Here is a 22969-nt window from a genome sequence, read left to right as displayed (position 1 = left end):
TGGGAATCAATACATCGACTCATTCAAAATGCTCATAATTGTCAAAATCCCTTCTTTGTAATTTCCGAGTCTGAGATTTTCGTTTGGACTATGTTGATTGTTGTCGGCATTTACGGTGGGAATGGTGACTGCAGGGATACCTAAGGCATCTACAAAGGGTGAAATGGGAATTGAACCCCCAGAAATTCTTATCTGCACAGGGTCCTCCCCAAAAGCACGATTCATCGCTTTCCTCAACCAAGCACCCGTGGGAGAATCCATCGGAGTGCGGAAAGCTTGGTAGGAAATGGTAGAACTCACCTTTACTATCTTGGGATAGGTCATACGTTCCTCATCTGTAGGATCGGTTTCGGTAATATAAAAGCCTTGATTCCTGATATGATCCTTGATCAGGCCCAATAGCCTCACTGGATCTGATTCAGGTACCAGCCTCATATCCAACTCAGCTAACGCAATAGAAGGAATGATTGTGGTAGACTGTGACCCGGTGTAGCCAGCGGACATACCTCGGATATTTAGCGAGGGGTAGTTGATACTTTCCTGATAACTTTGCCCAACTTGATCGGTTCGGCTAATTCCCAATCTTTTTTTCACTTCGGGTTCATTATCTGGTACAGCAGCAAAGATTTTTCGCTCCGCCTCAGTGAAAGTAATTCCATCATAAAATCCGGGAATGACCACTCTTCCGTTTTCATCCTTCATAGAAGAAAGGAGCTGACTCATCAATAAAGCTGGATTTGGGGCGTAATTCCCATAATGACCGCTGTGTTGGGGGAGTTTGGCTCCATAGGTGGTAAGGAAGAGATCTGAAATTCCCCGAGCCCCATAACTTAAAGTTGGAAGATTGGAGGTATGCCGCGGTCCATCCATGATCAACATCAAGTCTGCGTTTAATTTGCCTTTGTATTTTACCACTGCAGCAGGAAGGAGTGGAGATCCTTGTTCTTCTTCGAAATCCAGGATGATTTTCACCGAATAATCGGGAGAAAGACCAGCCTCAGCCAAAGCATCCCATGCAGCAATAAACATGGCCAATGGACCCTTGTCGTCTGATGTGGAGCGTCCGAATATTCGCCAATCAGGATTGTATTCGGTCTGAAGTCTTTCCATCGGTAGGACTTCCCAATTTCCGGAGGCAGCCTGTGTTTTCAGAACTGGTTCGTAGGCATTTGGCTGATCCCACTTGCTGATATCTACCGCTTGTCCGTCCACATGGAAGTAGAAAAGTGCCGTTTTTTTTGAATTGGGTTGCTTTTTTTCAAGGAGTAGTAGAGGAATTCCACCGGTCTCCAGTCGTTCTTGCGTCCAACCCCGAGCTGCAAAGACCTGCTCGCACCATTTGATGTTCACTTCGATCTGCTCTGGAAAAACAGCATCATTAGGCATTGCAACAATCTCGTTCAGGAGTTTCAAAGCAGGCTGCCATTGTTTTTCGGTAAGAGCTTCGAGTTGATTTCTGTCCAGTTTTTGGGCCGAAAGGGATATAGAAAAAAGGAAGCAAAATATAAAGACAGGAATTCGCATAAGTAGTGGTTTTCCTGTAAAATACTTAAATAGAACAGAAGCTCCAAAATGTCTTCAAATGAGAAAAAAATAAGTCTGCTAGAATAATCAATGGTGAATGTTCACTTTCAACTTAATTTTACCACTTTTCAAACTTTGCATTTCGGTTTTCCTAAGTCGTTTTATCATCGGGTAAATCAACCATAACTGACTTGATTTTGTCAACTATCTCGGGAGTGATTTCTCGTACTCCGTGTACTGTTTTGGCATGCTCAGCGGCAAGATTTAATGCTTCTGTTTCAGTTTTGGCTTTGATGACACCCTCGCAATCAAAGCCTACATCTCGACAACGGATTAGTTTTTCCATCATTATTAGTGTTTAGTTTTTAAAGTATCAGTACACAAACATTCGATCACTATCGATCGACAACTTAAGAAGTACCTTAGGCATAGCAAATTCAAATGGTTTGTCTACCAAATCCGCTTCAGTAAGCCCACGAGCCTTACTTGACATGCCTGATAAATAGAATTTTCCTCCTCCCTTCACAATCGTGTCATAATGCTCTCTCAACTTTCCGGTACCTAGACCTGATAAATTGTCAAGAACGTCATTTCGAAGAAGCTGAACTGCATCCCCTGCAAGGAATAGTGTCACCGAGTTACCTTCCTCGATTGCAGTTTTAGCCATTAGGAAACCAAGTGCTGCGACCGTCGGGTTTTCAGGACCGTTTGTAATGTGGATTAGAATTTTGAGTTCTGAGTTTGTTGTTTTGTCCGTTTGTGCTAACACATCCGTAGTGAATGCAGCCATTGATAGCAAGAGGATTAATAGTGTTGTTAGAGAACTTTTCATACTTTTTGCTGGTTCGGTAAAAAATCAGAAATCGTTAACAGTTTGATTCCTTAATTATAAAGCCAGATCTCAAAAAATGTGTGTATCAAATGATACAAAACTGAAAATAAATACTAAAAAACAGAAGATAAGATTGCCAATATGCTTAATTACCTGATAAAATTTAGGTAGTTAATGAATTAGCTCGATATATCCCCGGTGAAGTTTGACGAGATTTTCCTTTTCGAATTGCTTCAAAATCCTTGAAATTACTACTCGGGTAGTGCCCAAATCGTTGGCTAAGGTTTGGTGGGAAATAGAGATTTTTCTTGTCCCTTCATTTTTGAAATACTCCGAAAAGTACTCCTTTACCCGAACTTGAATGGGTTTGAAGGCCACATTTCCAAAAGCTGAAAGCAACTCATCGTATCGGCTTTTGAAAGTGCTGAGAATAAACTTATTCCATGATGGATATTTAAGTTGCCACTCAGCTATCAAGTGGGCGGGTAGAACAAGAATTTCAGAGGGCTTCATTGCTATTCCGTTTGCAGTGCTGTAATAATCAAAATAAGCAGCTGACAGGGACATCATGCAGGTTTGCTCCGGGCCCACATAATATAAGAGAATTTCCCGGTCTTCATTTTCTTGATATACTCTAAGCAATCCTTTGATCACGATAGGTAAAAAGTTCAAATACTGACCTTCACGAATGAGGATATCGCCTTTCTTGGCTTTTATAATTTTCCCATGTTTCAGAATTTCCTTTTGAAGCTCAGGTTCTGAAAAAGATTTTAATTCCTTGAATAAGTCTGCTGAAGTTTCCATTTAAAAAGAGATTTATTTAATTCTTGCAATTCTCTCAATACCGAAAATTAAAATACAGGCATGGTAGCAATAAGTTGCGAAATCTGTCCCCGATGTCGGTCAATATGAAATCGCAAAAACTCCAAGCGCTGATGGAAGTCCAAAGGTCCTGAAATCGGGTGATGCTGTGCTTGCAACCTCAGTTCGTTTTCCTGCAAGTCTTGGGCGAAAGCTTCGAGGACATTCTGCATATTCAAAAAAGAGGTCCTCCAAAAAGATAATGAACCCCCAAGTCGCGGCGCAGCCACAGAAGGAACTTGTTCGAGTGGTTGCCAGGTTTTCTCGACGACTTCTTCGATTGTCAAATCCTTATGATTGAACTCATAGGTGCGAATCATTTCCCCCTCTCTGATGGCATGAAGTGTTTTCCACATCCCCAAAATCCCTCCTTGTTCTGCCCAATAGAGATGCTCTGTGTTTTCGATAATATTCCAGACTTCAGTGTTTGGTTTCCATCGGGCCTGAAATTCTGACACATTGGCTATTAATTCGAGGTACCGACTACGTGCAGCAGATACTTCTTTGACAAGCTTTTGGACTTGGTTCATAAAGGGTGGCTTTGGTAGAAAAAATCAATGGGAAAATCCTTGACCCACTTAAATTAATTGCTGAGCCAGAATAATTCTAATGACTTGACTGTCTTTATATTCCAAAATAAAAAAAATTAAACCTTTTTTTATTTCTCATTTTAAAATGTCTTGAATAAATCCAATGTTATTCCTGTCCAGGCCGTAACTTCATCTGTAATCCCTGCAAGAAATTTCGTAGAATCTGATCCTTGCACTGTCGGTATTGAGGTTGAGTAGGTCGACGGAAAAAGGCACTCAATTCATGTTTGCTCAGCCTGAAGCTTTTCAAAGCGAAAACTGCTAGCATATCCTCGTCTTTCATGTCTAAGGCGATTTTCAGTTTGCGGAGGATTGCATTGTTGTCCAGCGTTTTCTCTGCAACAGGGGCGGAGTCCTCTTTTGGACCGCGTTTTAGGATGATCAGACCATTGAGAAATGCTGACAGATCCTTGTCGTAAATCGCTTTGTATCCTTCGTCCTCGTCCTTTTTTAGCCAATTGCTCACTTCTTCCCGAGTGACAGTCAGACCACCTTTATTGAAAATGTCAATCATCAAAAAATCATTGAAATCGAAGGTATAGCGGAGGGATCGAATTACGTCGTTGTTGCTCATAGGGACAAAGATGCTTCAATTTCATCGTAGAGGCTTAAAATGAGCGGATAAATTTCCTCTTTATTGATAAAAGTAATGGGGCGGTTAGTTTTATTGATTGCTATGCAAACGAAGGAACGGAAAGAAATTTCACCACAGAGTTCACTGAGAAAAGGAGATTTAGGCGACAAATTTTTCTAAGAAACTTTAATATTTTAGGCCTCTTGAATATTGATTTCTCAGAGATCTTCCTGCAGGAGGCAAGTTTTTACAGATTTGCTTCGCACAAGAAATTGGTCCCGCTGATGGTCACAGAAAAGGACGCTGATCTTGGCGGATTATTTTTCATAGATGGCCACTGAAAATCACAGATTTCTGCGGCTGGCTTCGGACCAAAAGCTTTAGCTTTTCTCCGTGAACTCAGAAGAGATCAAAAAAAGCATACGGGCATGCAGTTCTCATCAAGTTAAATAGAAGCCAAAATCAAACTCTCTTTTTTTCTCTGTGGTTAAAAAAAATAGCTCACAGATGGCACAGATGTTCACAGATTCCCTTTGCGTGACTTGGTGCTCTTTGCGGCTAAAGAACCAAAAGCTTTAGCTTTCTCTGTGTTCTCTAAAAAGACTGAAAATAGGTTAATGGAATGCAGTTCTAATAAGGTTTGAGAAGAGCCAAAATCAAACTCTCTTTTTTTCTCTGTGGTTAAAAAAAATAGCTCACAGATGGCACAGATGTTCACAGATTCCCTTTGCGTGACTTGGTGCTCTTTGCGGCTAAAGAACCAAAAGCTTTAGCTTTCTCTGTGTTCTCTAAAAAGACTGAAAATAGGTTAATGGAATGCAGTTCTAATAAGGTTTGAGAAGAGCCAAACCTCTCTCTTTTTTTCTCTGTGGTAAAAAAAATAGCTCAAAGATGGCACAGATGTTCACAGATTCCCTTTGCGTGACTTGGTGCTCTTTGCGGCTAAAGAACCAAAAGCTTTAGCTTTCTCTGTGTTCTCTAAAAAGACTGAAAATAGGTTAATGGAATGCAGTTCTAATAAGGTTTGAGAAGAGCCAAACCTCTCTCTTTTTTTCTCTGTGGTAAAAAAAATATCTCAAAGATGGCACAGATGTTCACAGATTCCCTTTGCGTGACTTGGTGCTCTTTGCGGCTAAAAAACCAAAAGCTTTAAATTTTCTCTGCCATCACAGCGTGGCTGCGGTGAATAAATACGACCTTTGACCCAGTTCAACTCTCTGTGCCCTTGTCCACTAAAGTCCTTTTCATCACCCCACCTTTCACCCAACTCAATACACCCTATCCGGCGACAGCTTACATCAAGGGTTTTTTGAATACACTTCAGGTTTCTTGCAAGCAAGCTGATTTGGGGATTGAGGTGATTTTGAAGCTTTTTTCCAAAAACGGACTCAGTCGAGTGTTGGAAATTGCTACTGAAAAAGCCGAGGAACTTTCAGAGAATTCTGCTCGAATTTTGAGAATGAAGTCGGCCTATCTGCAAACAATTGGAACGGTCATTGATTTTTTACAGGACAAAAATCCCACATTGGCCTACCACATTTCCGAGGGAAATTTCCTTCCCGAAGCCAGTCGATTCGAACAATTGGATGATTTGGAGTGGGCTTTTGGAACTTTGGGCGTGCGGGACAAAGCAAGATATCTGGCCACACTTTTTTTAGAAGATATCGGTGACCTGATCGCTGAAGCGGTAGACCCTCATTTTGGGTTTAGCCGCTATGCCGAGCGATTGGGAATGTCGGCTTTGACTTTTGATGAAATGGAGGAAGCACTCCATCAGCCGATGAGTTTGATAGATTCCATGCTGCTGGATCTTTTGGAAGAAAAAATTCAAATCTGGAAACCAGAGTCAGTGGCATTCTCAGTGCCTTTCCCCGGCAACCTCTACGGAGCACTCAAATGCGGTCAATACCTGAAGCAGCACCATCCCGATATTAAAGTTTGGATGGGTGGAGGATATCCAAATACTGAACTTCGGTCATTGAAGGATCCAAGAGTTTTTGATTACATCGACTACATCACCTTGGATGACGGTGAAGCCCCGATCCAACTTTTACTTGATTATTTGGATGGAAAAAGAGCACTGAATGACCTAAAACGCACTTTTGTTCGAGTTGATGGTGAAGTCAAATTTTTGAATAATTCAGCAGTAAAAGATCTTCCTCAAAGAGAAGTCGGAACGCCAGATTACAGCGATTTGAAGTTGCGGGATTACCTCTCGGTTATCGAGGTTGCTAATCCCATGCACCGTCTCTGGAGTGATGGTCGCTGGAACAAGCTTACTCTTGCCCATGGTTGCTATTGGGGTAAATGCACGTTTTGTGATGTTTCGCTCGATTATATCGGTCGATACGAACCGATCAATGCTACAATTCTCTGCGATCGAATCGAGGAAATCATGGCCCAGACGGGAACGAATGGTTTTCACTTTGTGGATGAAGCTGCACCGCCTGCGTTGATGCGGGATTTGGCAATTGAGATATTGAGACGTGGGCTCGTGGTGGTTTGGTGGACCAATATTCGCTTCGAGAGCAGTTTCACAGCTGATCTTTGTCGCTTGCTTCGGGCATCGGGTTGCATTGCGGTTTCCGGTGGATTGGAGGTGGCTTCAGATCGGCTTTTGGCACTGATCAAAAAGGGCGTAACTGTCGCACAGGTTGCTCAGGTGACAAACCATTTCACCCAATCAGGTATCATGGTTCATGCCTATCTGATGTATGGGTACCCCACTCAGACCGCGCAGGAGACCATCGATTCCATGGAAATGGTGCGTCAATTGTTCGAAATTGGTGTTTTGCAATCCGGGTTTTGGCATCGATTTGCCATGACAGCGCATAGTCCGGTTGGTTTGGATCCCAAAGCATTTGGAGTAAAGCGGACAGATTTGGAAGTAGGGACTTTTGCCAATAATGAACTAGACTTTGACGATCCCGTGGGATTAGATCACGCGATTTTTTCCGAAGGGCTAAGAAAATCGCTCTTTAATTACATGCACGGAGTTGGGTTTGATATTCCCCTCAAGGACTGGTTTGACATCAAAGTTCCGCCGTCTTCAATTCCCAAAAAGTATATCGAACGACAGATTCAGGGCGAAGCGGTATTTTCCTATCGAGATCAAAACCGAATCATTTGGATCGGTTCTCCTCCGGAATTCATGGAGACTGATGAGGGACTCTGCGAATTGATCTTTTCTGGAAAGAAAGAGGATTTCGCCATCGAACTTCCGATTGAGTTGGGCGAGTGGGTGAGATGGCTATTGGAAAAAGTTAGTTACGAAAAAGACCTCAATATCCTGAAGCCGATCCGAGAGAATTACGAGCAGGAGTTGGGAGATTTTCAGGAAATGTTGGATTCCGAGGTTTGGGAGATTCTCCGCGAGCATGGGTTGTTGGTGTTTTGAAAGAGCTGGTAGACCGTAGACCGAAGACGGGAGTAAATTTGGAATTTTTAAAAAAAGTATGATTCCGTACCCAGCACACCAGAAAAGAAGAGCCAAGTTCAATTTTAAATGGAAGCTTATGATTATAGATTATTTGTTCCAATCCGATTTTACTTTAACAACGTAAATTGAATCTTTATATAACAATTTTGTATTTCCAGAGTATCAAATTTAAATGAGATGATAAGGGGCAGACTCTTCGGTCTCCTGTCTTCGATCTCCCGTCCTCCTACATATGCAATCAATTATCCGTTTCCTTATTCTCAGTCTTTGCCTTTCCACTTTTGGATGCGCTTTCAAATCAGTGAAGCGAAGCAAAAACATTTCTTACATGCAGGCTGATTCAAAAATGAATTTACCTGAAAAGGAGCTTAATATTTTTGCTCCCAGAAAAGCTGGAAATTATCCTGTCCTGATCTTCTATTACGGAGGAAGCTGGAAAAGTGGCAAAAAGGAGACGTATAGTTTCCTTGGAAATAGATTGGCGCGAAGAGGTGTAGTTGCCGTGATTGTTGATTATCCTCTCAATCCGGAGTACCAAGTGCCTACGATGGAAATTGCGGCTACCAAAGCTGTAATATGGACCGCTGAAAACATTCAGGAATATGGTGGAAATCCTGATCAAATCTTCGTTTCCGGGCATTCTGCCGGAGGTCATTTGGCAAGTTTGGTGGCTGTCAAAGATTCTAATTTTGAAAAATTGGGAAAAGAGAACCCCTTAAAAGGTGCTATTTTGATGGATCCTGCGGGTTTGGATATGTATGGCTACTTGATGGAGACCAGTGAGGGAGAAGGAAAAAAATACACGAATGCATTTACACAAGATCCTGAGATTTGGAAGCAATCCTCACCAATTTTCTTTTTGGATCAGGGTCAGATTCCAATGTTGATTTTAGAGGGCGAAGAGACTTATCCTAGCATTCGGGCGGGAAGGGAACGATTTATGAAAGTAGTAGAGGAAAAAAACCTCGACATTAAATTGGAAATCTATCCAAAGAAAAAGCACATCCCTATGATCACGCAATTCGTTTGGACTTGGAGTAGGGGATATGATGATCTTTTGGGGTTTATAATGAAGAGAAAATAATAAAAAGTAAAAGCAGAGCTTTCCATATTTGAATCATAAAAGGTTGGCAAAAAGCCAACCTTTTTCTATTTTTGCCAAAGGCTCTTTTAACATGGTAATTCTATATTTATATCGCCTTATAAAATTTTCCAAAAAGCATTCTGATTCAGGAAAAAGCTTATCGACTTGGAAGGCAGTTGTAGAAAATGCCAATTGGAAAAAGAACCAAGATATATTGGATAGTTTTCCTACAGCTAAAATCATAAAAGGGAATAGGGCGAGGTTTAAAATTGTCGGAAATAAATATCGAATAATAATTGAAGTGGATTTCGAAGATGAGTTGGCAGAAATTCGTTTTATAGGTACTCATTCAGAGTATGATCAAATTGACGCAACTACAATTTAATTACCTTAGAAAATGGAAATCAAAAATAACTGGTATCTCCTTGACAATGAAGCCGATTTTTTAGCGGCTAAAGACCGCTATGAAAGCATAAAGGCCTCAGTTAAAGGCTCCAAAGAGCATAAGGAAAAAATGCTTTTGGTGCATTTGATGTCAGAATATGAAAATAAGTTGTGGGATTTGCCTGAGGTTGATCCAATAGAAATTATTAAAATAAGAATGCAGGACTTTGGTTACAATGCTGCGACTTTGGCTAAAGAATATGGGGATAAGGGAACAGTAAGCAAAGTCTTGAATTACAAGCAATCCCTTTCGCTTTCCATGATTAGAAAATTCAGTCAACTTCTTAAAATACCTGCTGAATGGTTGATTAAAGAGTATCCTTTAAAGAAAGCTGTTTGAGGACACGATTCAGGGTTGATCCATTGTAACTGGAACAGGGACGATGGATCAACTATAATCCCTCTGAAAAAAAAAAACTGATCCCGATCATCAAGGACAGATCGCTTAAAAATTAACCACCCTACCATCTTCCATCTCAATGGTGCGGTCAGTACCGGCAGCGAAATCAGGATCGTGGGTCACAATGAGCATGGTTTGACCAAATTCTTTCGCCAATTCCCGGAATTTATTGTAGACAATATCCGAGTTTTTCTTGTCCAGATTTCCTGTGGGTTCGTCCCCCATGATCAAAACCGGATCATTGATTAAGGCGCGGGCAATTGCCACTCTTTGTTTTTGACCTCCGGAAAGTTGATTTGCTTTCTTCGTGGCATGATCCTGCATGTCAAAGATCCGCAACTTTTCCAGTGCTCGATGCTCCAATTCCTCACGGGTATATTTTCCGAGTTTCAACCCCGGAATCATCACATTTTCCAAAACTGAAAACTCATTAAGCAAATAATGAAATTGAAAAACGAAGCCAATTTTCTCATTTCTCGATTGAGAAAGATAATTGGAAGACTTCCCGGAGATTTTTTCCCCATCTATGAAAAGCTCGCCCTTGTAATCGGTGTCCATTGTGGATAGAATATACAACAGCGTAGATTTTCCGCAACCTGATTTCCCCACCACAGAGACAAATTCTCCACGGTTGATTGTGAAACTGACTTTTTTAAGGACTTGCGTTTCAGTGGGATTGTAGAAAAACTTATCAATGTTTTTCGTTTCGAGTACGACTTTGCCCGGATTTATCATTTTCCTCGTATGATTTCTACAGGGTCTACTCCACTTGCTTTTCTCGCTGGAAAAAATCCTGCTAAATAGGTGGTAATCAGACTAAATGTGCCGCCAATAAAATAGTACTTAGGATTGAAGTCCACAGGGAAAGTTTTGATTGTGGGTAAAGCTGCGGTTTCAAATGGAATTCGTTCAATTCCCAATCCAGCCAAAAACCCAAAAAGCAAACCTAAAGCTCCACCAACCAAGCCGATAGTGAGTGCGATCGTGATGAAAATTCGGTTGACATCCTGACTGCTGAATCCGATCGCCTTCAGGATGGCAATAGTATCAAGTTTTTCGAAAATCATCATGTTCAGGATATTGTAAATCCCAAAGCCCGATACGACAAGCAAGGTGATTCCTACTGCATAGCTGATTAAAGTTCGGATTGACGTACCTGTTTCAAACTGCGCATTTACAGTCTGTATATCATCTGCATCGATTTCAAATACTTTTCCAAATTCTTTCGCAAGAGGAGGTGCCAGGCTTAGATCTTTAAGTTTCACCTGAATGTCAGTGATGTAGGCGGGAGGTTCGCCAAGCATTTTCTGAACCGTGGAGATGGAAGCATAACTGTTAACATTGTCAAAATCTCCAAGGCCAGATTGAAAGTAACCGACGACTTTCAGTTGGATTCGATTTCCCTGTGCAGTAGTCACTTGAATCACATCTCCGATGTCAGCGAGCATCCGGTCTGCCGCTCCTTTACCTAGAATAATGCTGTTGGTTTGGTTGAGATCCGCATAATTTCCGCTGGTCACATAATCGTTAAAAGCAAAAAGCTCGGCCTCTTTTTCCACGTTGATTCCGCTGACAATTCCTGTAAGATCGATGGTGCCGACGTTGAAAAAAACCTGAGCGGAGATCTTTGGGCTAACTCCCAATACCCTGGAGTCCTCTTCCAAAGTCTTTATAATTGCTTCACTATTGTGAATGGCTAATCGACCGGTGCTTGGCTTGATGGATCGGATGACATTTAAAGATTTTCCAAACTGTAGGCTTTGGTCGATAGGCTGGTTGGGGTTGGGACGGATTTCGTTGTAAAAACGAATGTGGGGTGTACGATTCAGGACCAATCCATCGAGCATGGTATTCAAGCCGTTCATGAAACCCAGCAATGCCACAAACATGGTGATGCTGAACATCACACCTGTAGCTGCAATCAATGTTTGCTTCATTCGAGCAAACATCAGGGCTTGAGCGATCTCAAAAATTAAGGACCACTTCATATGATTATAATTTGATTTTCAATGGCCTTATGGAATCTCGCTTCAAGCCCCGATAGGGATCGGGGCATCTCAGTATGTATCGCTTCCGTCAAGCTCGATTTCATCGTCCAGGAAGAATTAATGGTGTTTTTTCATCAATTCCTTCCAGGATTTCAGCGAATTGATAGGTCTTGATTCCAACTATTACTGGAATCGTATCTCCATTTTCAGTGATCACTCGATCACCCATCCAGAGGTAGTTTCTCGGAATTACCAGTGTCTCAGCTTTTACTTGAGTCACGATATTGGCTTCCAAAGTGAGATTCGGGTAAAGCTTTGGAGGGGCTTTGGTGAAAATAGCCTCGATTGTAAAACTCTTACTTTGGGAATTCATGATCGGATAGATTCGACTCACTTTTGCCTCGAAAACCTGCTCTTTGAAACTGTCCATCGTCACCATGACTACTTGATCCAATTCAACTTTAGCGATGTCATATTCATCCACTTGAAGTTCGAGAAGAAATTCCCCAGCACTCCCTATGACAGCCAATGGAGTTTGGGGGTTGACCATTTCTCCCCTTTCTTTCAAAATCGAATAGACCACTCCATCGATTTTGCTGGTTAGGACATACTCACCAAGGAGAACATCGCTAATGGCGAGGCTTTTTGAGGCGCTTCTGGAGTTGAATTCGATGTCTCGCTTGAGATCTTGATAGCGAAGCAAAGCCGATTCATAGGAGGTTTTGGAGTTTTGGAAATTCAACTCTCGTTGCTCCAATTCTACTGCGCTTCCGATCCTTTGAGCTCGAAGATTTTTCTGACGAAGGAAAAGCAGGGAATCATTTTGTTTTTTGCTCTTTGCCAACTCAATACTGAGTTCGAGATCTCGGATTCTACCTTGATTGGCCTGAAGAGTTGCATTGTTCTGAGAAAGTTGGGCGCTTTCACGACCGAGCTTTTCCCGCTCGCTAAACACTTTTAAAATGGCTTGTCCGACTTTTACCGAGTCACCCTCCCTAATATAAATTTCCTCTACAGGTCCACTTGCCAAAGTGAATGCCTCATATTGATTTTTGGCTTTGACCAAACCTGAAGCATAAACTGATTCGGTTAGGGATTTTTTCTCGGGATAAATAACCTCCTCTCCAGATTTTCTGCAGGAGAAAAAACCCATGAAGAGAAAAATCAGGACGATGAAGACTCCAATTTCAGAGAATGAAAAACAGATTTTTCGCATAGGAGGGAAGACCAGAAGTATTCCAAAATAAGCAAAATGTTTCTCAGAAAATACTGAGATAAATCATCTCAGCAGAGATTTTTAGCTGGTTGATATCTACTCAACAGCTTGATAAATCATCTGCTTAAACTTATTCTCATAGTACGAACTGAACGGTGCGACTTGAGTCATGAAAATAGCGACCATCTCCTCTTTTGGATCTATAAAGAAGTAAGTACAATAGGCACCGCTCCAATAAATGGTACCTTCCGAACCCAAGGCTTTGGTATCCGCCAAATCATCCACCACAGCAAATCCAAACCCGAAACCTTTCCCAGGATCCTGAAAAAGATCCTTGCTCTGGTTAAGTGACATGATTTCGACGGTTTTCGAACTGAGATATCTTTTACCGTCCAATTCTCCTCCATTGAGTATCATCCGTGCAAAAAGCGAATAATCCCGTGCTGTCGAAAAAAGCGCATTTGCTCCTGCAAAGACAGTGATTCCTGTTGTTGCGGTTTGCCTTGGAGCTTTGATCAATTTCTTTTCATCATCATAAGTATGCAAGACAGTCATTCGCTTATTTTGCTCTTCGGAAAGATTATAACCGGTATCCTTCATCCCCAGCGGATCAAAAAGTCGCTGCTTTAGAAATTCCTCGGCCGTCTTGCCGGAAAATACTTCGATCAATCTTGCCAAAATATCAGGAGCAGCGGAGTAGTACCATTGCTCGCCTGGTTGGCCGTAAAGTGGGAGCTTGGCGTATGCTGTGACCCGTTCAGCAATATCTTTGTGCTGGGCATAGTAGATCCCTCGAATTACTTCTTCGTCTACCTTGGAGTTTCCCAAGCCATGGGAAAACCCAGCTGTGTGACTCATCAGTTGGGCGATGGTGATGGGTGATTTGACAGGCTCCAAACCACCTTCTGTTCCCAACTTCGGATCTTTAGCCACCATGGCATCTTTGAATTCCGGTAGATACTTATGAAGCGGGTCGTTCAGGAAAAAGTGACCTTCCTCATACAGCATCATGAAAGCCGTGGTGATAATTGGCTTGGTCATCGACTGGATGTAGTAGATTTGATCGGGTTTTACGGGAGTTTTTGAAGAAAAATCATTGTAACCCAAGGCCGATTCATGGACTTTTTCGCCGTTTTTATAAACAAGTGTAACGACTCCGGGTAACCTGCCCTCATCAATTTCTTTTTGGAAATAGGCATCGTAGCGGTCGAGGCGCTCTGTGGAAAGACTGGTTTGTGCAAGTCCTGAAAAAACTAAGACTAGTGATAAGAGGAAGGTGGGAAGTGTTTTTCGTAACATGTTTTTAGGTTTTAATTAAAAAGGATTCGAAAAATCTCGAATCTCGATTAGGTATATTCTTAAGATACTAACTCGCTGACTAATAAATCTTCATCCAATTCTTCCCAGTGAATTCCTTCACCATTTCCAATGAATTGCCAATTTTCCAGCTGCTCTTTGGTCGCTTCTCGGAGACTTGGAAACCACTCAAGCGGAATACCAATTTCACGTCCGTCTTCCATGAAAACAGTCATTTTTTCTTTAGTAAAAGAAAGGTTTATGACTTGGTTTGATTTAAGATTAGTTAAAGTGCTCATCCCAGCGTGTTTCTATTAATTCTAAATTTAATTCGATCAAAATACGAATTTCCCGCAACTCGGTAGCTGAAAACTTTTTTGATACTATCAGTTTGATTGGGTTTAAATTGAATTTGGCTGTCATCCCGGATTTTTCGGTATAGATAGGATGTTTCAATAATTTGATATTTTCTATTCGGCCTCGACTTCGCTCGGCCACCGAGGTCTGCTGACTGGAGAGGGGAAAGAAGTGCGGCGCTGCCGCACTTCTTTCCCCTCTCTCAATTATATTAATTCCGGTCACCGAGCGGAGTCGAGGTGCAGATTATTTTAAAACAGCTAGTTGGGATTTCCACAAAAGAAAAATCTAAACCCATTTTGGTTGAATATGGTCGGTATAATTCTAAATTTAATCAAAAACTAATTCGATCCATGTCCCATCTCGAAACCTCCTACACTACTCACGACGGTCTGAAACTCTACCTCCAGGCTTGGATGCCTGAAAATCCGAAAGCAGGATTGCTACTTGTTCATGGATTGGGGGAACATAGCGGTCGATATGGGCACATCGTTGAAAAGCTGAATGACTTGGGTGTGGCGGTTTTTACCTTTGACGGAAGAGGGCATGGAAAATCGTCTGAAGGTAAGCCAACGGCATACTTCGATTCCTATGAGGATTATTTGAAGGATATTGATGCACTTTTTGGGAAAGTCAAAGCCTACCTTCCCGGGAAACCTTCATTTCTATATGGCCATAGCATGGGAGGAGGATTGGTGGCGGCTTATGTGTTGAAATATAAACCTGAGGCTACTGGAGTGATTATGAGTTCGCCGGCAATCAAAGAAGCAGAGGGGACATCCTACCTATTGATCACGCTTTCGGGTCTGATCAATAAAATTTTACCCAAGTTCAAAGTTTTAAAACTGGATGTAGCAGGAGTTTCGAGGATTCCAGAAGAAGTGGAGAAATATAAAACTGACACTTTGATCTATCAGGAGAATATTCCGACCCGAACGGGCTATGAATTGTATCAAATGATGCAGTTTATCCAGAGTCAAGCGGAAAATTTCGACCTTCCTTTTCTACTTATCCATGGGGATGCAGATCGCCTTACCAATCCAAAAGGATCAGAACTGCTAGCTCAAAAAGCAAAATCCGCAGATAAGACGTTTAAAATTTTTCCCGGAGGATATCATGAGTTGATCAATGATTCGGATCGGGAGGAAGTGATGAAGGTGATTGTGGATTGGGTGGGAAAAAGGATTTGAATCGAGGAATGTTTTACCACTGAGGTCGCAGAGGAAAAATGAGAGATCGCAAAGGGTTTTCTGTGAACACACCAAGTACTGCAAAGATTCTTCACCACAGACTTGGCCTTCCGCAGGCAGGGTTCTCAGAGATAGAGGATTCGGGATTTGAGCTTATGTGCAAAGGGATTAATACTGAAAAATGGCTCCAACTCAATTTTCGTGACAATGTAACGACAATTTCAAATTGGAAATTCAATTCTCCTAGACAACACTATTCACAATCTATTACTGGTGGGGAATAATAATTAGTTCAATATTTTCCGACAATTTTCGTCAACTTCATTTTTTAGCTACAGTTAAAACAACCCACTTTCCTATCTTGGAAGCCTAACTTTTTCCAATGGACAAGAAACCCTTCATCATCTACAAATCCTCCGCCGGCTCGGGTAAAACTTACACGCTGACCTTGGAATATCTCAAACTTGCTCTGGCAAACCCCGGTGCTTTCCGGCAGATTCTTGCAGTGACTTTTACCAATAAAGCAACTGCGGAGATGAAGGAGCGAATCCTGGAGTTTTTGGATAGGCTGAGCAGAATTGTGAAGCCAGAGGAATTTCTTGACCAAGAATTGATGAAGCATCTGGAAATTGATTCCAACGAACTTCAATCAAAGGCAAGTGAAACACTTTTGGATATCCTTCATGGGTACGGATATTTTGCAGTTAGCACAATCGATTCTTTCTTTCAGCGTGTGATTCGATCCTTTGCCAGGGAGATGGACCTGCAGGCTAAGTTTGACTTGGAAATGGATCAGGATGCAGTACTCGAACGCTTGGTAGACCGATTGGTGGAGAAAGTAGCGGATGATGCCTCACTTCGTTCCTGGCTCGTTGATTATGCTGAGGAACAGATTGAGGAAGGCAAATCCTGGGATATTCGTAAGGGCATCAAAAATCTGGGGAGGGAGATTTTCCAAGAAAAATTTAAAGCGCATAAGGAGCTTTTTAAAGAAAGTGCAGAGCAGGATGGTTTCTTGACGGAATTCCGAAAGCTGATTACGACCAAAAAGAAAGATCTCATCCAAACTGCCGAGGAAATGAAGAAAAAGGCCAGCGAAATCCGATTGAGCCATGGTCTGGAATGGACGGATTTCAAAGGGGGGGCTAACACTTTTGCCAAACGATTTGATAAACTGGGTGATTCTAACGAGCCATTTCCTGGGCTTTCCGAAAACATGAAGCGGGATTTACCGGATTCTCAAAATTGGTTTACCAAAACTTCCAAGTTGGCAAGTTCCATCCAAGCTGCAGCCGAAGAAGGCTTGATAGACATACTTTTTGGCGCTTTGGCGCTCAGGACTAAGTGGAATACCCTTCAGGCATTGCAGCGAAATTTAAATGCCTTTGGAGTTTTTAGAAACTTGATTTTAGAATTGAGAGACTTAAAGGATGAAGAGGGAATTATGCTGATTTCGGATGTAAATGATTTTTTGAAGGAAATCACCAAAGGAAACGATGCTCCCTTTATCTATGAGAAAATTGGCAATCAGTACAAAAACTTCCTGATAGATGAGTTTCAGGACACTTCGGATTTTCAATGGTCAAGTTTTAAACCCCTGCTCGAAAACTCTTTGGCTTCAGGCAATACCAATCTGTTGGTAGGTGATGTGAAGCAGTCCATTTATCGCTGGAGAGGGGGTAGGCTGGAGCTGTTATTGAATGAAGTTCAGGAGCAGATTCGAAAGGATTTTCAAGAGGTGAAGCCTTTGGACATGAATTACAGAAGTCTTCCCAAAGTGGTTGATTTCAATAATTCGGTTTTTAAGGAACTTCCGCTTTTGATGCAAGAGGGTATGAATCAAGGTTTCTCCGTGGATCCAGAGAATTTACTTTCCGAAGCTTTTGCCGAAGTAGGCCAAAAAGTGCCTGAAAAGAAACGAGGCTTGCCTTTTCAGGGTAAAATACGGCTTGAGTTTTCCAAAAAAGAAGCACGAGGCTTTGGGGAAGAGTGGGAAGAAGACGAGGAATCGGAGGAATTGAACGGGGTGCTGGATAGAATCCCAGGGATGGTCATGAAGCTTCAGGATCAGGGATATGCGTTGAAGGACATTGCTTTTTTGGTTCGCAAAAATCAGCAGGGAGCCGAGATTGCCGATGCTTTGATGACTTACGCCCGGGAAAACCCAGATTCAGGATATCGTTTTGACGTACTGTCTGAGGAATCTCTTTTTCTCCACAAATCACCAACTGTCAAATGCCTACTTGCGATGCTTCAATTTTTGCAGAATCCGGCTGATTTGGTTCCGATAAAAACGATGTGGTTTTACTACTCCCTCATACATAAGTTGGAGTATTCCCATGAGTTGTTTGAAAAGCATAAACTGCCTGCCGGACTCCAGAATAAGGAAAAAGAAATGAAAACAAAGCTGAATTTTTGGCTTCAGTTGCCTTTGTTGGAGTTGATGGAGGAGGTGCTGGACTTTTTGGGATTTGTGGAAAAGCGGCAGGACCTTTCTTACATTTCAGGCTTCAAAGAGGCTGTTTTTGACTTTGTGAAAAAGAACCGAGCCGATCTCAGTGGTTTTTTGGATTGGTGGGACCTCAATCAACAAAAGCGAACCGTCAAAATCCCGGAGGATCACGATGCCATGCGGATTTTGACCATTCACAAGTCCAAAGGTCTCCAATATAAAGCCGTTATTCTTCCATTTCTGGATTGGACCATCGTGGCCACTGGTCAACAGGCACCGATCCTATGGAGCGAATTTGAAACTGAATCCGGATTGCGAACTGTCTTGCCTTTGACTCATCAGTCTATGTTGGCAGATTCTGAATTTGAGTCAACTTATGGAAATGAAGTTCGGTTGGCTTATCTGGATTCATTGAATATGCTTTATGTCGCCTTTACCCGAGCGGAAGAAGTGATTTGGGGAATTTCAGATTTTACCCAGAATAAAAAAGGTGAAATATCTCCCAAGCGTACTGGTAATCTACTCTATGAGCTGTTTTCAAAAGGATTTTCCGGAGAAAACTTGGACTCCATGCAATTTTGGAATTCCGAATCCTCCATGTTCGAATGGGGAGATTGGCCGGAACCAAAAGAGGATCAGTTGGAAAAGGACTTTTCCTTCACGCCGATGCGGTGGGAATATTCCGATTGGAAGACGAAGCTCAAAACCCGTGAATATGCCTGGGATTTTTCAGAGGCAGGAGTTTCGGCCAGAAATCAACGGTTATTGGGAATGCTCGTCCATGAAATTTTGGAAAAAGCAAACAATCTGGAAGAAGGACTGAATTTGGTGCGTCAATTTGGCTTCGAAGGGAGGTTGGATGAGGAAACCCGCATTTTGGTCTCTTCCCAACTTGAGGCACTTTTTGATTTAGATGAGTTCAAAAGTTGGTATAGCGATGATTTTCAGGCTATGTCGGAGCAGGGAATTCTTCTTCCGGATGGAAGTCAAAAACGGCCTGATCGAATTTTAATCGGAAAAGACAAGGCTGTGGTGGTGGATTTTAAAACAGGAGAGCAAAAAGAGAGTCACTTCAGCCAAGTCAGGGATTACATGCACTTAATCAGTCAGCTCAGTCAAAAACCAGTAGAGGGATACCTCTGTTACCTCGAACCCACCCAAATCATTGCAGTCCATGGATAGTTTTTTGAATAATACCGCTCTCACCCTATTGAAATCCGGTAGGGATATGAAAGACGTGGTTGTGGTTCTTCCCAACCGCAGAGCAGGCTTGTTTTTCACTCGCCACTTGGGCCATCTGATCCAAAAGCCGCTTTGGATGCCAGAAGTGAAGACTATTGAGCAAGTTTTTTATGGCTTGGCCGAACAGACTCCCGCCGATGACTTAACTCTGATTTTTGAATTATACCAGGTTTACAGCAAATTGAGGGATAGGGCTGAAGAAAAAGATAAACCCGAAAATTTTGACCGGTTCTATTTCTGGGGGGAATTGATCCTGAAGGACTTCAATGACTTGGATCAGTTTCTGGCAGATGCCAAAACGGTTTATCGGAATTTGGCTGAAATTAAAGCCTTTGAGTCTGATCTGAGCTACCTGAGCCCTGAGCAGGTTGAGTTGATTTCCCAGTTTTGGAAATCCTTCGAAAAACAGAATGAAACTGAAAAGGAGAAGTTTCTTCGCTTTTGGGAGATTCTGGGGCAGTTGTATACTCAATTTCAAGTCCATCTCAAAACCACTGGTTTGGCATACTCAGGTCAACTTTACCGCCAGGTAGCAGAGAGTCTTTCCACAGCCCCAAAGCCAACCAAACATTACTATTTCGTAGGATTCAATGCCTTTACCCTCGCAGAAGAAAAGTTGATCAAGCACTTTGTAAAGGAATTTGGGGCTGAAGTTTTTTGGGATGTGGATGCATATTACCTCCTGGATTCAAGACAAGAAGCTGGCTTGTTTTTCAGAGACTACAGAAAAGATACCATCCTTGGACCTACTTTCCCTAAAGAAATCCCTGATCAGATCAAGTCAAAAGCTTCCAGGATTTTCACACACTCCATTCCGCTCAAAACCAATCAAGCTAATCTCGTTGGCAAGCTGATGGAATCCATTGGATCGGACGAGGCACTTGAGGAAACTGTCATCATTCTTCCCGATGAGCAATTGCTTTTTCCCATGCTTCATTCCTTGCCTGATAGCATTGGCAAACTCAATGTGACCATGGGTTATCCCATCCGAAATGCTCCGATTTATGCGTTTCTGGACGCAGTTTTGGATTTGCAGCGGTATGTAAAAGTGAAAGGCCACTCGTTTTCTTTTTACCACAAACCGGTGACGGACTTGCTTTCATTTCCTTACTTGAAGGACCAGGATCCAATTTTTGTGGAAAAGCTTCTGGAGGAAATCAAAAAATCCAATCAGTTTGATGTTCCCTCAGAAAAGTTACAGGCAGGAGGGGAGTTATTTTCCCTCATTTTCAGAAAATTGGAATCTGAAGCCCTTTTTGGCTATTTGAGTGATTTAATGCAGGCACTTGCCGGCCAGTTGAAGGAAGATCCGATTCAACGAAGTTACTTGTATCAGGCCTTCAAACAATTGACTCGGATTCGGGAGGTTTTTGCAAAAAACCCATTGGGTCCTGTCAAAGCAGATTTTTTTCTGAAACTTTTCCGTCAGATTTTCAGGGAGGTGAAATTGCCGTTTGAGGGGGAACCTTTGGAAGGACTGCAGGTGATGGGGGTCTTGGAGTCGAGAAACTTGGATTTCAGGCGAGTGATTATTTGTGATGTGAATGAAGGAAGCTTTCCACCTGGTGGAGGGATCAATTCGATGATTCCGTTTAATCTCCGTCGGGCCTTCCGATTACCTGTTCAGGAGCAGAATGACGCGATCTATGCCTATACCTTTTACCGTTTGCTTCATCAGGCAGAAGAAGTTCACCTGATCTATACCACTGCTTCGGATGGTGGCAAATCCGGGGAACGAAGTCGGTTTATCCAGCAGATGCAAGCCGAAATGGAGATTGCATCGCCTGAGGTGGTGTTGGTGCCTGTGGGCTTGACTGCGGGCCGGGAGATTAAGATAGAAAAAACCGATTCGGTCCTTCGAAGTATGGGAAAATTCCTATTTAATCCCGATCCGGCGGCTTACATTCAAAAGCTATCAGCGTCTGCAATCAACATGTTTCTGGATTGCAGGCTGAGGTTTTACTTCCGCTATGTTGCCGGGCTTAAGGAAAAAGAGGAGGTCGTCACAGAGATTGATCCGATGACCTTTGGCACGATGCTTCACAAAGCCATCGAATTGCTCTATGCACCCAAAGAAGGAGAGGCTTTTCGAGAGATTGATACACACGAAATTGAGCGGCTCAAACCTCAAATCCCAAAAGCGGTCGATGATGCGATCCGGGAATTTTACCAAGCCGAAGATGGGGAAGAACTCCAACTTAGTGGACAATTGCAAATCGCAAGAGCCATTTTTATCAAGTACCTGAAGGCAATTTTGAACTACGATCAGCAGAACGGGACTTTTCGGGTAATCGGGTTGGAAAAAGAATACATGGCTGGTATTGCTGTGCCTACTCCTTGGGGCAAACGTGAAGTAGCCTTGGGTGGCTACATTGACCGAGTGGATCAAAAGAATGGGGTCATTCGCCTGATTGATTATAAAACCGGTAAGGATGACAAAAAGGTGGTGTCTGTGGCTTCACTTTTTGAGCGGGAAAATAAAAAGCGAAATAAGGCAGCGATGCAAACTATGCTCTATGCTTATTTTTATCAATATCGCAATCCAAATAATAAGCTGCCACTCAAGCCTGCCATTTTCAACATCAAGGATATCTATGATCCCAAGTTTAATCCTTTCCTGGTTTTGGACGGAGAGGAATTTGGGAATTTCATGGAATACCAGGAGGAATTTGAATTAGGTCTAAAAGGACTTCTCGCCGAGATGTTTGATCCGGATAAGCCATTTGATCAGACAGATGATCTAAAAAAATGCGAATATTGCCCGTATAAGGAGATTTGTGGGAGGTAGTTGCGGTAGGCAGATTTTGTAAGTGGTAAAAAGTGAGGAGTAAGCAGTGATAGTAGGCAGTCTCAGTTTTCAGTAGGCAGAGTGGAAAGAATTTGTGAGTGGTAAAAAGTGATTAGAAAGTTGTTTGTTGACTTTACAACTCGCCACTGACTACTTACAATTTACCATCCCCAAAAGGGATTTCGACAGCCAAGTCTGACTCTGCGACTGAAAACTGACCACTGACAACTGAACACTGATCACTAAAAACTCTTCTTCGTCACTTTAGGATACATCTCCGGTAGCATTATCAATGCAGCGGAACCGTACCATTCTTTCAGGTCCATCTTGAGGACTCCTGCCTTGATAGCTGGGTCAGTTTCAGTCAAAGCTCTAGCTTCTTCCAGTGTTTGGACATCGAAGATGTAAATTCCTCGAAGCTCATCATTCCCCATAAATGGCCCTGCCACGATCAGTTTACCCATTTCGGCCATTTTTCCAATGTTAGCCATGTGTCCGGCTTGGATTTCGGCCCGCTGTTCAGGTGTGTGTTCACTGACTTTGTCTCCGCGAAGGAGAAATGCCATCACGTATTTCCGCATACCGTAGTCATCAGCTCCGAGTTTATTCGCCAAAGCTTCGTCGTATTTATCCTGAGAAAACGCTGCTCCAGCGAAAAGGAGTATGAGAAGTGTAATAAAGAAGGTTTTCAT

19 protein-coding genes are annotated in these 22969 nt (G+C 42.4%); 7 read left to right on the top strand and 12 right to left on the bottom strand.

The genetic code is table 11. The annotated features are described in order from the left end of the window. Positions 1 to 6: 6 nt before the first annotated feature. The 6 genes from ACK4HU_RS08675 to ACK4HU_RS08650 form a co-directional block, all read right to left on the bottom strand. Complete coding sequence (locus ACK4HU_RS08675; protein WP_409805600.1) at positions 7 to 1524, bottom strand: M20/M25/M40 family metallo-hydrolase; 1518 nt, start codon at positions 1522 to 1524, stop codon at positions 7 to 9. Positions 1525 to 1675: 151 nt separating this feature from the next. After that, the gene (locus ACK4HU_RS08670; protein WP_409805597.1) at positions 1676 to 1873 is read right to left on the bottom strand and encodes a DUF1059 domain-containing protein; all 198 of its coding nucleotides are present in this window, start codon (positions 1871 to 1873) and stop codon (positions 1676 to 1678) included. Positions 1874 to 1897: 24 nt separating this feature from the next. Then, entirely contained in the window at positions 1898 to 2356 is a 459-nt protein-coding gene (locus ACK4HU_RS08665; protein ID WP_409805594.1) for a DsrE family protein, read from the bottom strand. 171 nt (positions 2357 to 2527) lie between these two features. Then, a complete protein-coding gene (locus tag ACK4HU_RS08660) occupies positions 2528 to 3160 on the bottom strand; it encodes a Crp/Fnr family transcriptional regulator (protein ID WP_409805592.1) in 633 nt (210 codons plus the stop codon). Between the two features lie 47 nt (positions 3161 to 3207). After that, positions 3208 to 3747: a DinB family protein gene (locus ACK4HU_RS08655; RefSeq protein WP_409805589.1), complete on the bottom strand. Its 540-nt coding sequence runs from the start codon at positions 3745 to 3747 to the stop codon at positions 3208 to 3210. A gap of 166 nt (positions 3748 to 3913) precedes the next feature. Beyond that, positions 3914 to 4381, bottom strand: coding sequence for a DUF1456 family protein (locus ACK4HU_RS08650; RefSeq protein ID WP_409805586.1), 468 nt, complete (start codon positions 4379 to 4381; stop codon positions 3914 to 3916). A 1225-nt stretch (positions 4382 to 5606) separates the two neighbouring features. Here ACK4HU_RS08650 and ACK4HU_RS08645 point away from each other — a divergent pair. The 4 genes from ACK4HU_RS08645 to ACK4HU_RS08630 all read left to right on the top strand — a co-directional run bounded on the left by ACK4HU_RS08645 (position 5607) and on the right by ACK4HU_RS08630 (position 9688). Continuing rightward, positions 5607 to 7778, top strand: coding sequence for a B12-binding domain-containing radical SAM protein (locus ACK4HU_RS08645; protein WP_409805584.1), 2172 nt, complete (start codon positions 5607 to 5609; stop codon positions 7776 to 7778). A gap of 274 nt (positions 7779 to 8052) precedes the next feature. Next, positions 8053 to 8904 carry an alpha/beta hydrolase gene (locus ACK4HU_RS08640; RefSeq protein WP_409805582.1) on the top strand — a complete coding sequence of 284 codons (852 nt, stop codon included), beginning with the start codon at positions 8053 to 8055 and terminating at the stop codon, positions 8902 to 8904. A gap of 43 nt (positions 8905 to 8947) precedes the next feature. Beyond that, positions 8948 to 9289 carry a type II toxin-antitoxin system HigB family toxin gene (locus ACK4HU_RS08635; RefSeq protein ID WP_409805579.1) on the top strand — a complete coding sequence of 114 codons (342 nt, stop codon included), beginning with the start codon at positions 8948 to 8950 and terminating at the stop codon, positions 9287 to 9289. A 12-nt stretch (positions 9290 to 9301) separates the two neighbouring features. Continuing rightward, positions 9302 to 9688, top strand: a complete 387-nt coding sequence (locus ACK4HU_RS08630) for a type II toxin-antitoxin system HigA family antitoxin (protein ID WP_409805576.1) — start codon at positions 9302 to 9304, stop codon at positions 9686 to 9688. A 105-nt stretch (positions 9689 to 9793) separates the two neighbouring features. Here ACK4HU_RS08630 and ACK4HU_RS08625 read toward each other — a convergent pair whose 3' ends face one another. The 5 genes from ACK4HU_RS08625 to ACK4HU_RS08605 form a co-directional block, all read right to left on the bottom strand. Then, positions 9794 to 10483 carry an ABC transporter ATP-binding protein gene (locus ACK4HU_RS08625; RefSeq protein WP_409805574.1) on the bottom strand — a complete coding sequence of 230 codons (690 nt, stop codon included), beginning with the start codon at positions 10481 to 10483 and terminating at the stop codon, positions 9794 to 9796. Continuing rightward, positions 10480 to 11736 carry an ABC transporter permease gene (locus ACK4HU_RS08620; protein WP_409805571.1) on the bottom strand — a complete coding sequence of 419 codons (1257 nt, stop codon included), beginning with the start codon at positions 11734 to 11736 and terminating at the stop codon, positions 10480 to 10482. The genes ACK4HU_RS08625 and ACK4HU_RS08620 overlap by 4 nt, the downstream gene beginning before the upstream one ends. Before the next feature lie 100 nt (positions 11737 to 11836). Continuing rightward, on the bottom strand, positions 11837 to 12952 hold the full coding sequence (locus ACK4HU_RS08615) for an efflux RND transporter periplasmic adaptor subunit (protein WP_409805569.1): 1116 nt from the start codon (positions 12950 to 12952) through the stop codon (positions 11837 to 11839). A gap of 96 nt (positions 12953 to 13048) precedes the next feature. Further along, positions 13049 to 14251 (bottom strand): serine hydrolase domain-containing protein, encoded by a 1203-nt coding sequence (locus tag ACK4HU_RS08610; protein WP_409805567.1) that lies wholly within the window; start codon positions 14249 to 14251, stop codon positions 13049 to 13051. 59 nt (positions 14252 to 14310) lie between these two features. Next, entirely contained in the window at positions 14311 to 14547 is a 237-nt protein-coding gene (locus ACK4HU_RS08605; RefSeq protein ID WP_409805564.1) for a DUF2442 domain-containing protein, read from the bottom strand. 411 nt (positions 14548 to 14958) lie between these two features. Here ACK4HU_RS08605 and ACK4HU_RS08600 point away from each other — a divergent pair, with 411 nt between their 5' ends. From ACK4HU_RS08600 to ACK4HU_RS08590, 3 genes are all read left to right on the top strand, one after another. Further along, the gene (locus ACK4HU_RS08600; RefSeq protein ID WP_409805561.1) at positions 14959 to 15795 is read left to right on the top strand and encodes a lysophospholipase; all 837 of its coding nucleotides are present in this window, start codon (positions 14959 to 14961) and stop codon (positions 15793 to 15795) included. A gap of 382 nt (positions 15796 to 16177) precedes the next feature. Continuing rightward, on the top strand, positions 16178 to 19429 hold the full coding sequence (locus ACK4HU_RS08595; protein ID WP_409805559.1) for a UvrD-helicase domain-containing protein: 3252 nt from the start codon (positions 16178 to 16180) through the stop codon (positions 19427 to 19429). Beyond that, positions 19422 to 22277, top strand: a complete 2856-nt coding sequence (locus ACK4HU_RS08590) for a PD-(D/E)XK nuclease family protein (protein WP_409805556.1) — start codon at positions 19422 to 19424, stop codon at positions 22275 to 22277. Before ACK4HU_RS08595 ends, ACK4HU_RS08590 begins: the two co-directional genes overlap by 8 nt. Positions 22278 to 22519: 242 nt before the next feature. On the opposite strand, the gene ACK4HU_RS08585 is transcribed toward ACK4HU_RS08590, so the two are convergent. Next, complete coding sequence (locus tag ACK4HU_RS08585) at positions 22520 to 22969, bottom strand: YciI family protein (RefSeq protein WP_409805554.1); 450 nt, start codon at positions 22967 to 22969, stop codon at positions 22520 to 22522.

Source organism: Algoriphagus sp., from assembly GCF_046296635.1.
In the GTDB taxonomy this organism is placed as follows: Bacteria; Bacteroidota; Bacteroidia; order Cytophagales; family Cyclobacteriaceae; genus Algoriphagus.
This window is presented reverse-complemented; position numbering and strand designations above follow the sequence as displayed.

What these genes read in the sequence shown, in the direction of transcription:
- ACK4HU_RS08660 (WP_409805592.1), bottom strand. Translation starts at nt 3,160, where the DNA reads ATGGAAACTTCAGCAGACTTATTCAAGGAATTAAAATCTTTTTCAGAA.
- ACK4HU_RS08675 (WP_409805600.1), bottom strand. Translation starts at nt 1,524, where the DNA reads ATGCGAATTCCTGTCTTTATATTTTGCTTCCTTTTTTCTATATCCCTT.
- ACK4HU_RS08655 (WP_409805589.1), bottom strand. Translation starts at nt 3,747, where the DNA reads ATGAACCAAGTCCAAAAGCTTGTCAAAGAAGTATCTGCTGCACGTAGT.
- ACK4HU_RS08650 (WP_409805586.1), bottom strand. Translation starts at nt 4,381, where the DNA reads ATGAGCAACAACGACGTAATTCGATCCCTCCGCTATACCTTCGATTTC.
- ACK4HU_RS08615 (WP_409805569.1), bottom strand. Translation starts at nt 12,952, where the DNA reads ATGCGAAAAATCTGTTTTTCATTCTCTGAAATTGGAGTCTTCATCGTC.
- ACK4HU_RS08620 (WP_409805571.1), bottom strand. Translation starts at nt 11,736, where the DNA reads ATGAAGTGGTCCTTAATTTTTGAGATCGCTCAAGCCCTGATGTTTGCT.
- ACK4HU_RS08670 (WP_409805597.1), bottom strand. Translation starts at nt 1,873, where the DNA reads ATGATGGAAAAACTAATCCGTTGTCGAGATGTAGGCTTTGATTGCGAG.
- ACK4HU_RS08625 (WP_409805574.1), bottom strand. Translation starts at nt 10,483, where the DNA reads ATGATAAATCCGGGCAAAGTCGTACTCGAAACGAAAAACATTGATAAG.
- ACK4HU_RS08610 (WP_409805567.1), bottom strand. Translation starts at nt 14,251, where the DNA reads ATGTTACGAAAAACACTTCCCACCTTCCTCTTATCACTAGTCTTAGTT.
- ACK4HU_RS08640 (WP_409805582.1), top strand. Translation starts at nt 8,053, where the DNA reads ATGCAATCAATTATCCGTTTCCTTATTCTCAGTCTTTGCCTTTCCACT.
- ACK4HU_RS08630 (WP_409805576.1), top strand. Translation starts at nt 9,302, where the DNA reads ATGGAAATCAAAAATAACTGGTATCTCCTTGACAATGAAGCCGATTTT.
- ACK4HU_RS08605 (WP_409805564.1), bottom strand. Translation starts at nt 14,547, where the DNA reads ATGAGCACTTTAACTAATCTTAAATCAAACCAAGTCATAAACCTTTCT.
- ACK4HU_RS08590 (WP_409805556.1), top strand. Translation starts at nt 19,422, where the DNA reads ATGGATAGTTTTTTGAATAATACCGCTCTCACCCTATTGAAATCCGGT.
- ACK4HU_RS08665 (WP_409805594.1), bottom strand. Translation starts at nt 2,356, where the DNA reads ATGAAAAGTTCTCTAACAACACTATTAATCCTCTTGCTATCAATGGCT.
- ACK4HU_RS08585 (WP_409805554.1), bottom strand. Translation starts at nt 22,969, where the DNA reads ATGAAAACCTTCTTTATTACACTTCTCATACTCCTTTTCGCTGGAGCA.
- ACK4HU_RS08595 (WP_409805559.1), top strand. Translation starts at nt 16,178, where the DNA reads ATGGACAAGAAACCCTTCATCATCTACAAATCCTCCGCCGGCTCGGGT.
- ACK4HU_RS08600 (WP_409805561.1), top strand. Translation starts at nt 14,959, where the DNA reads ATGTCCCATCTCGAAACCTCCTACACTACTCACGACGGTCTGAAACTC.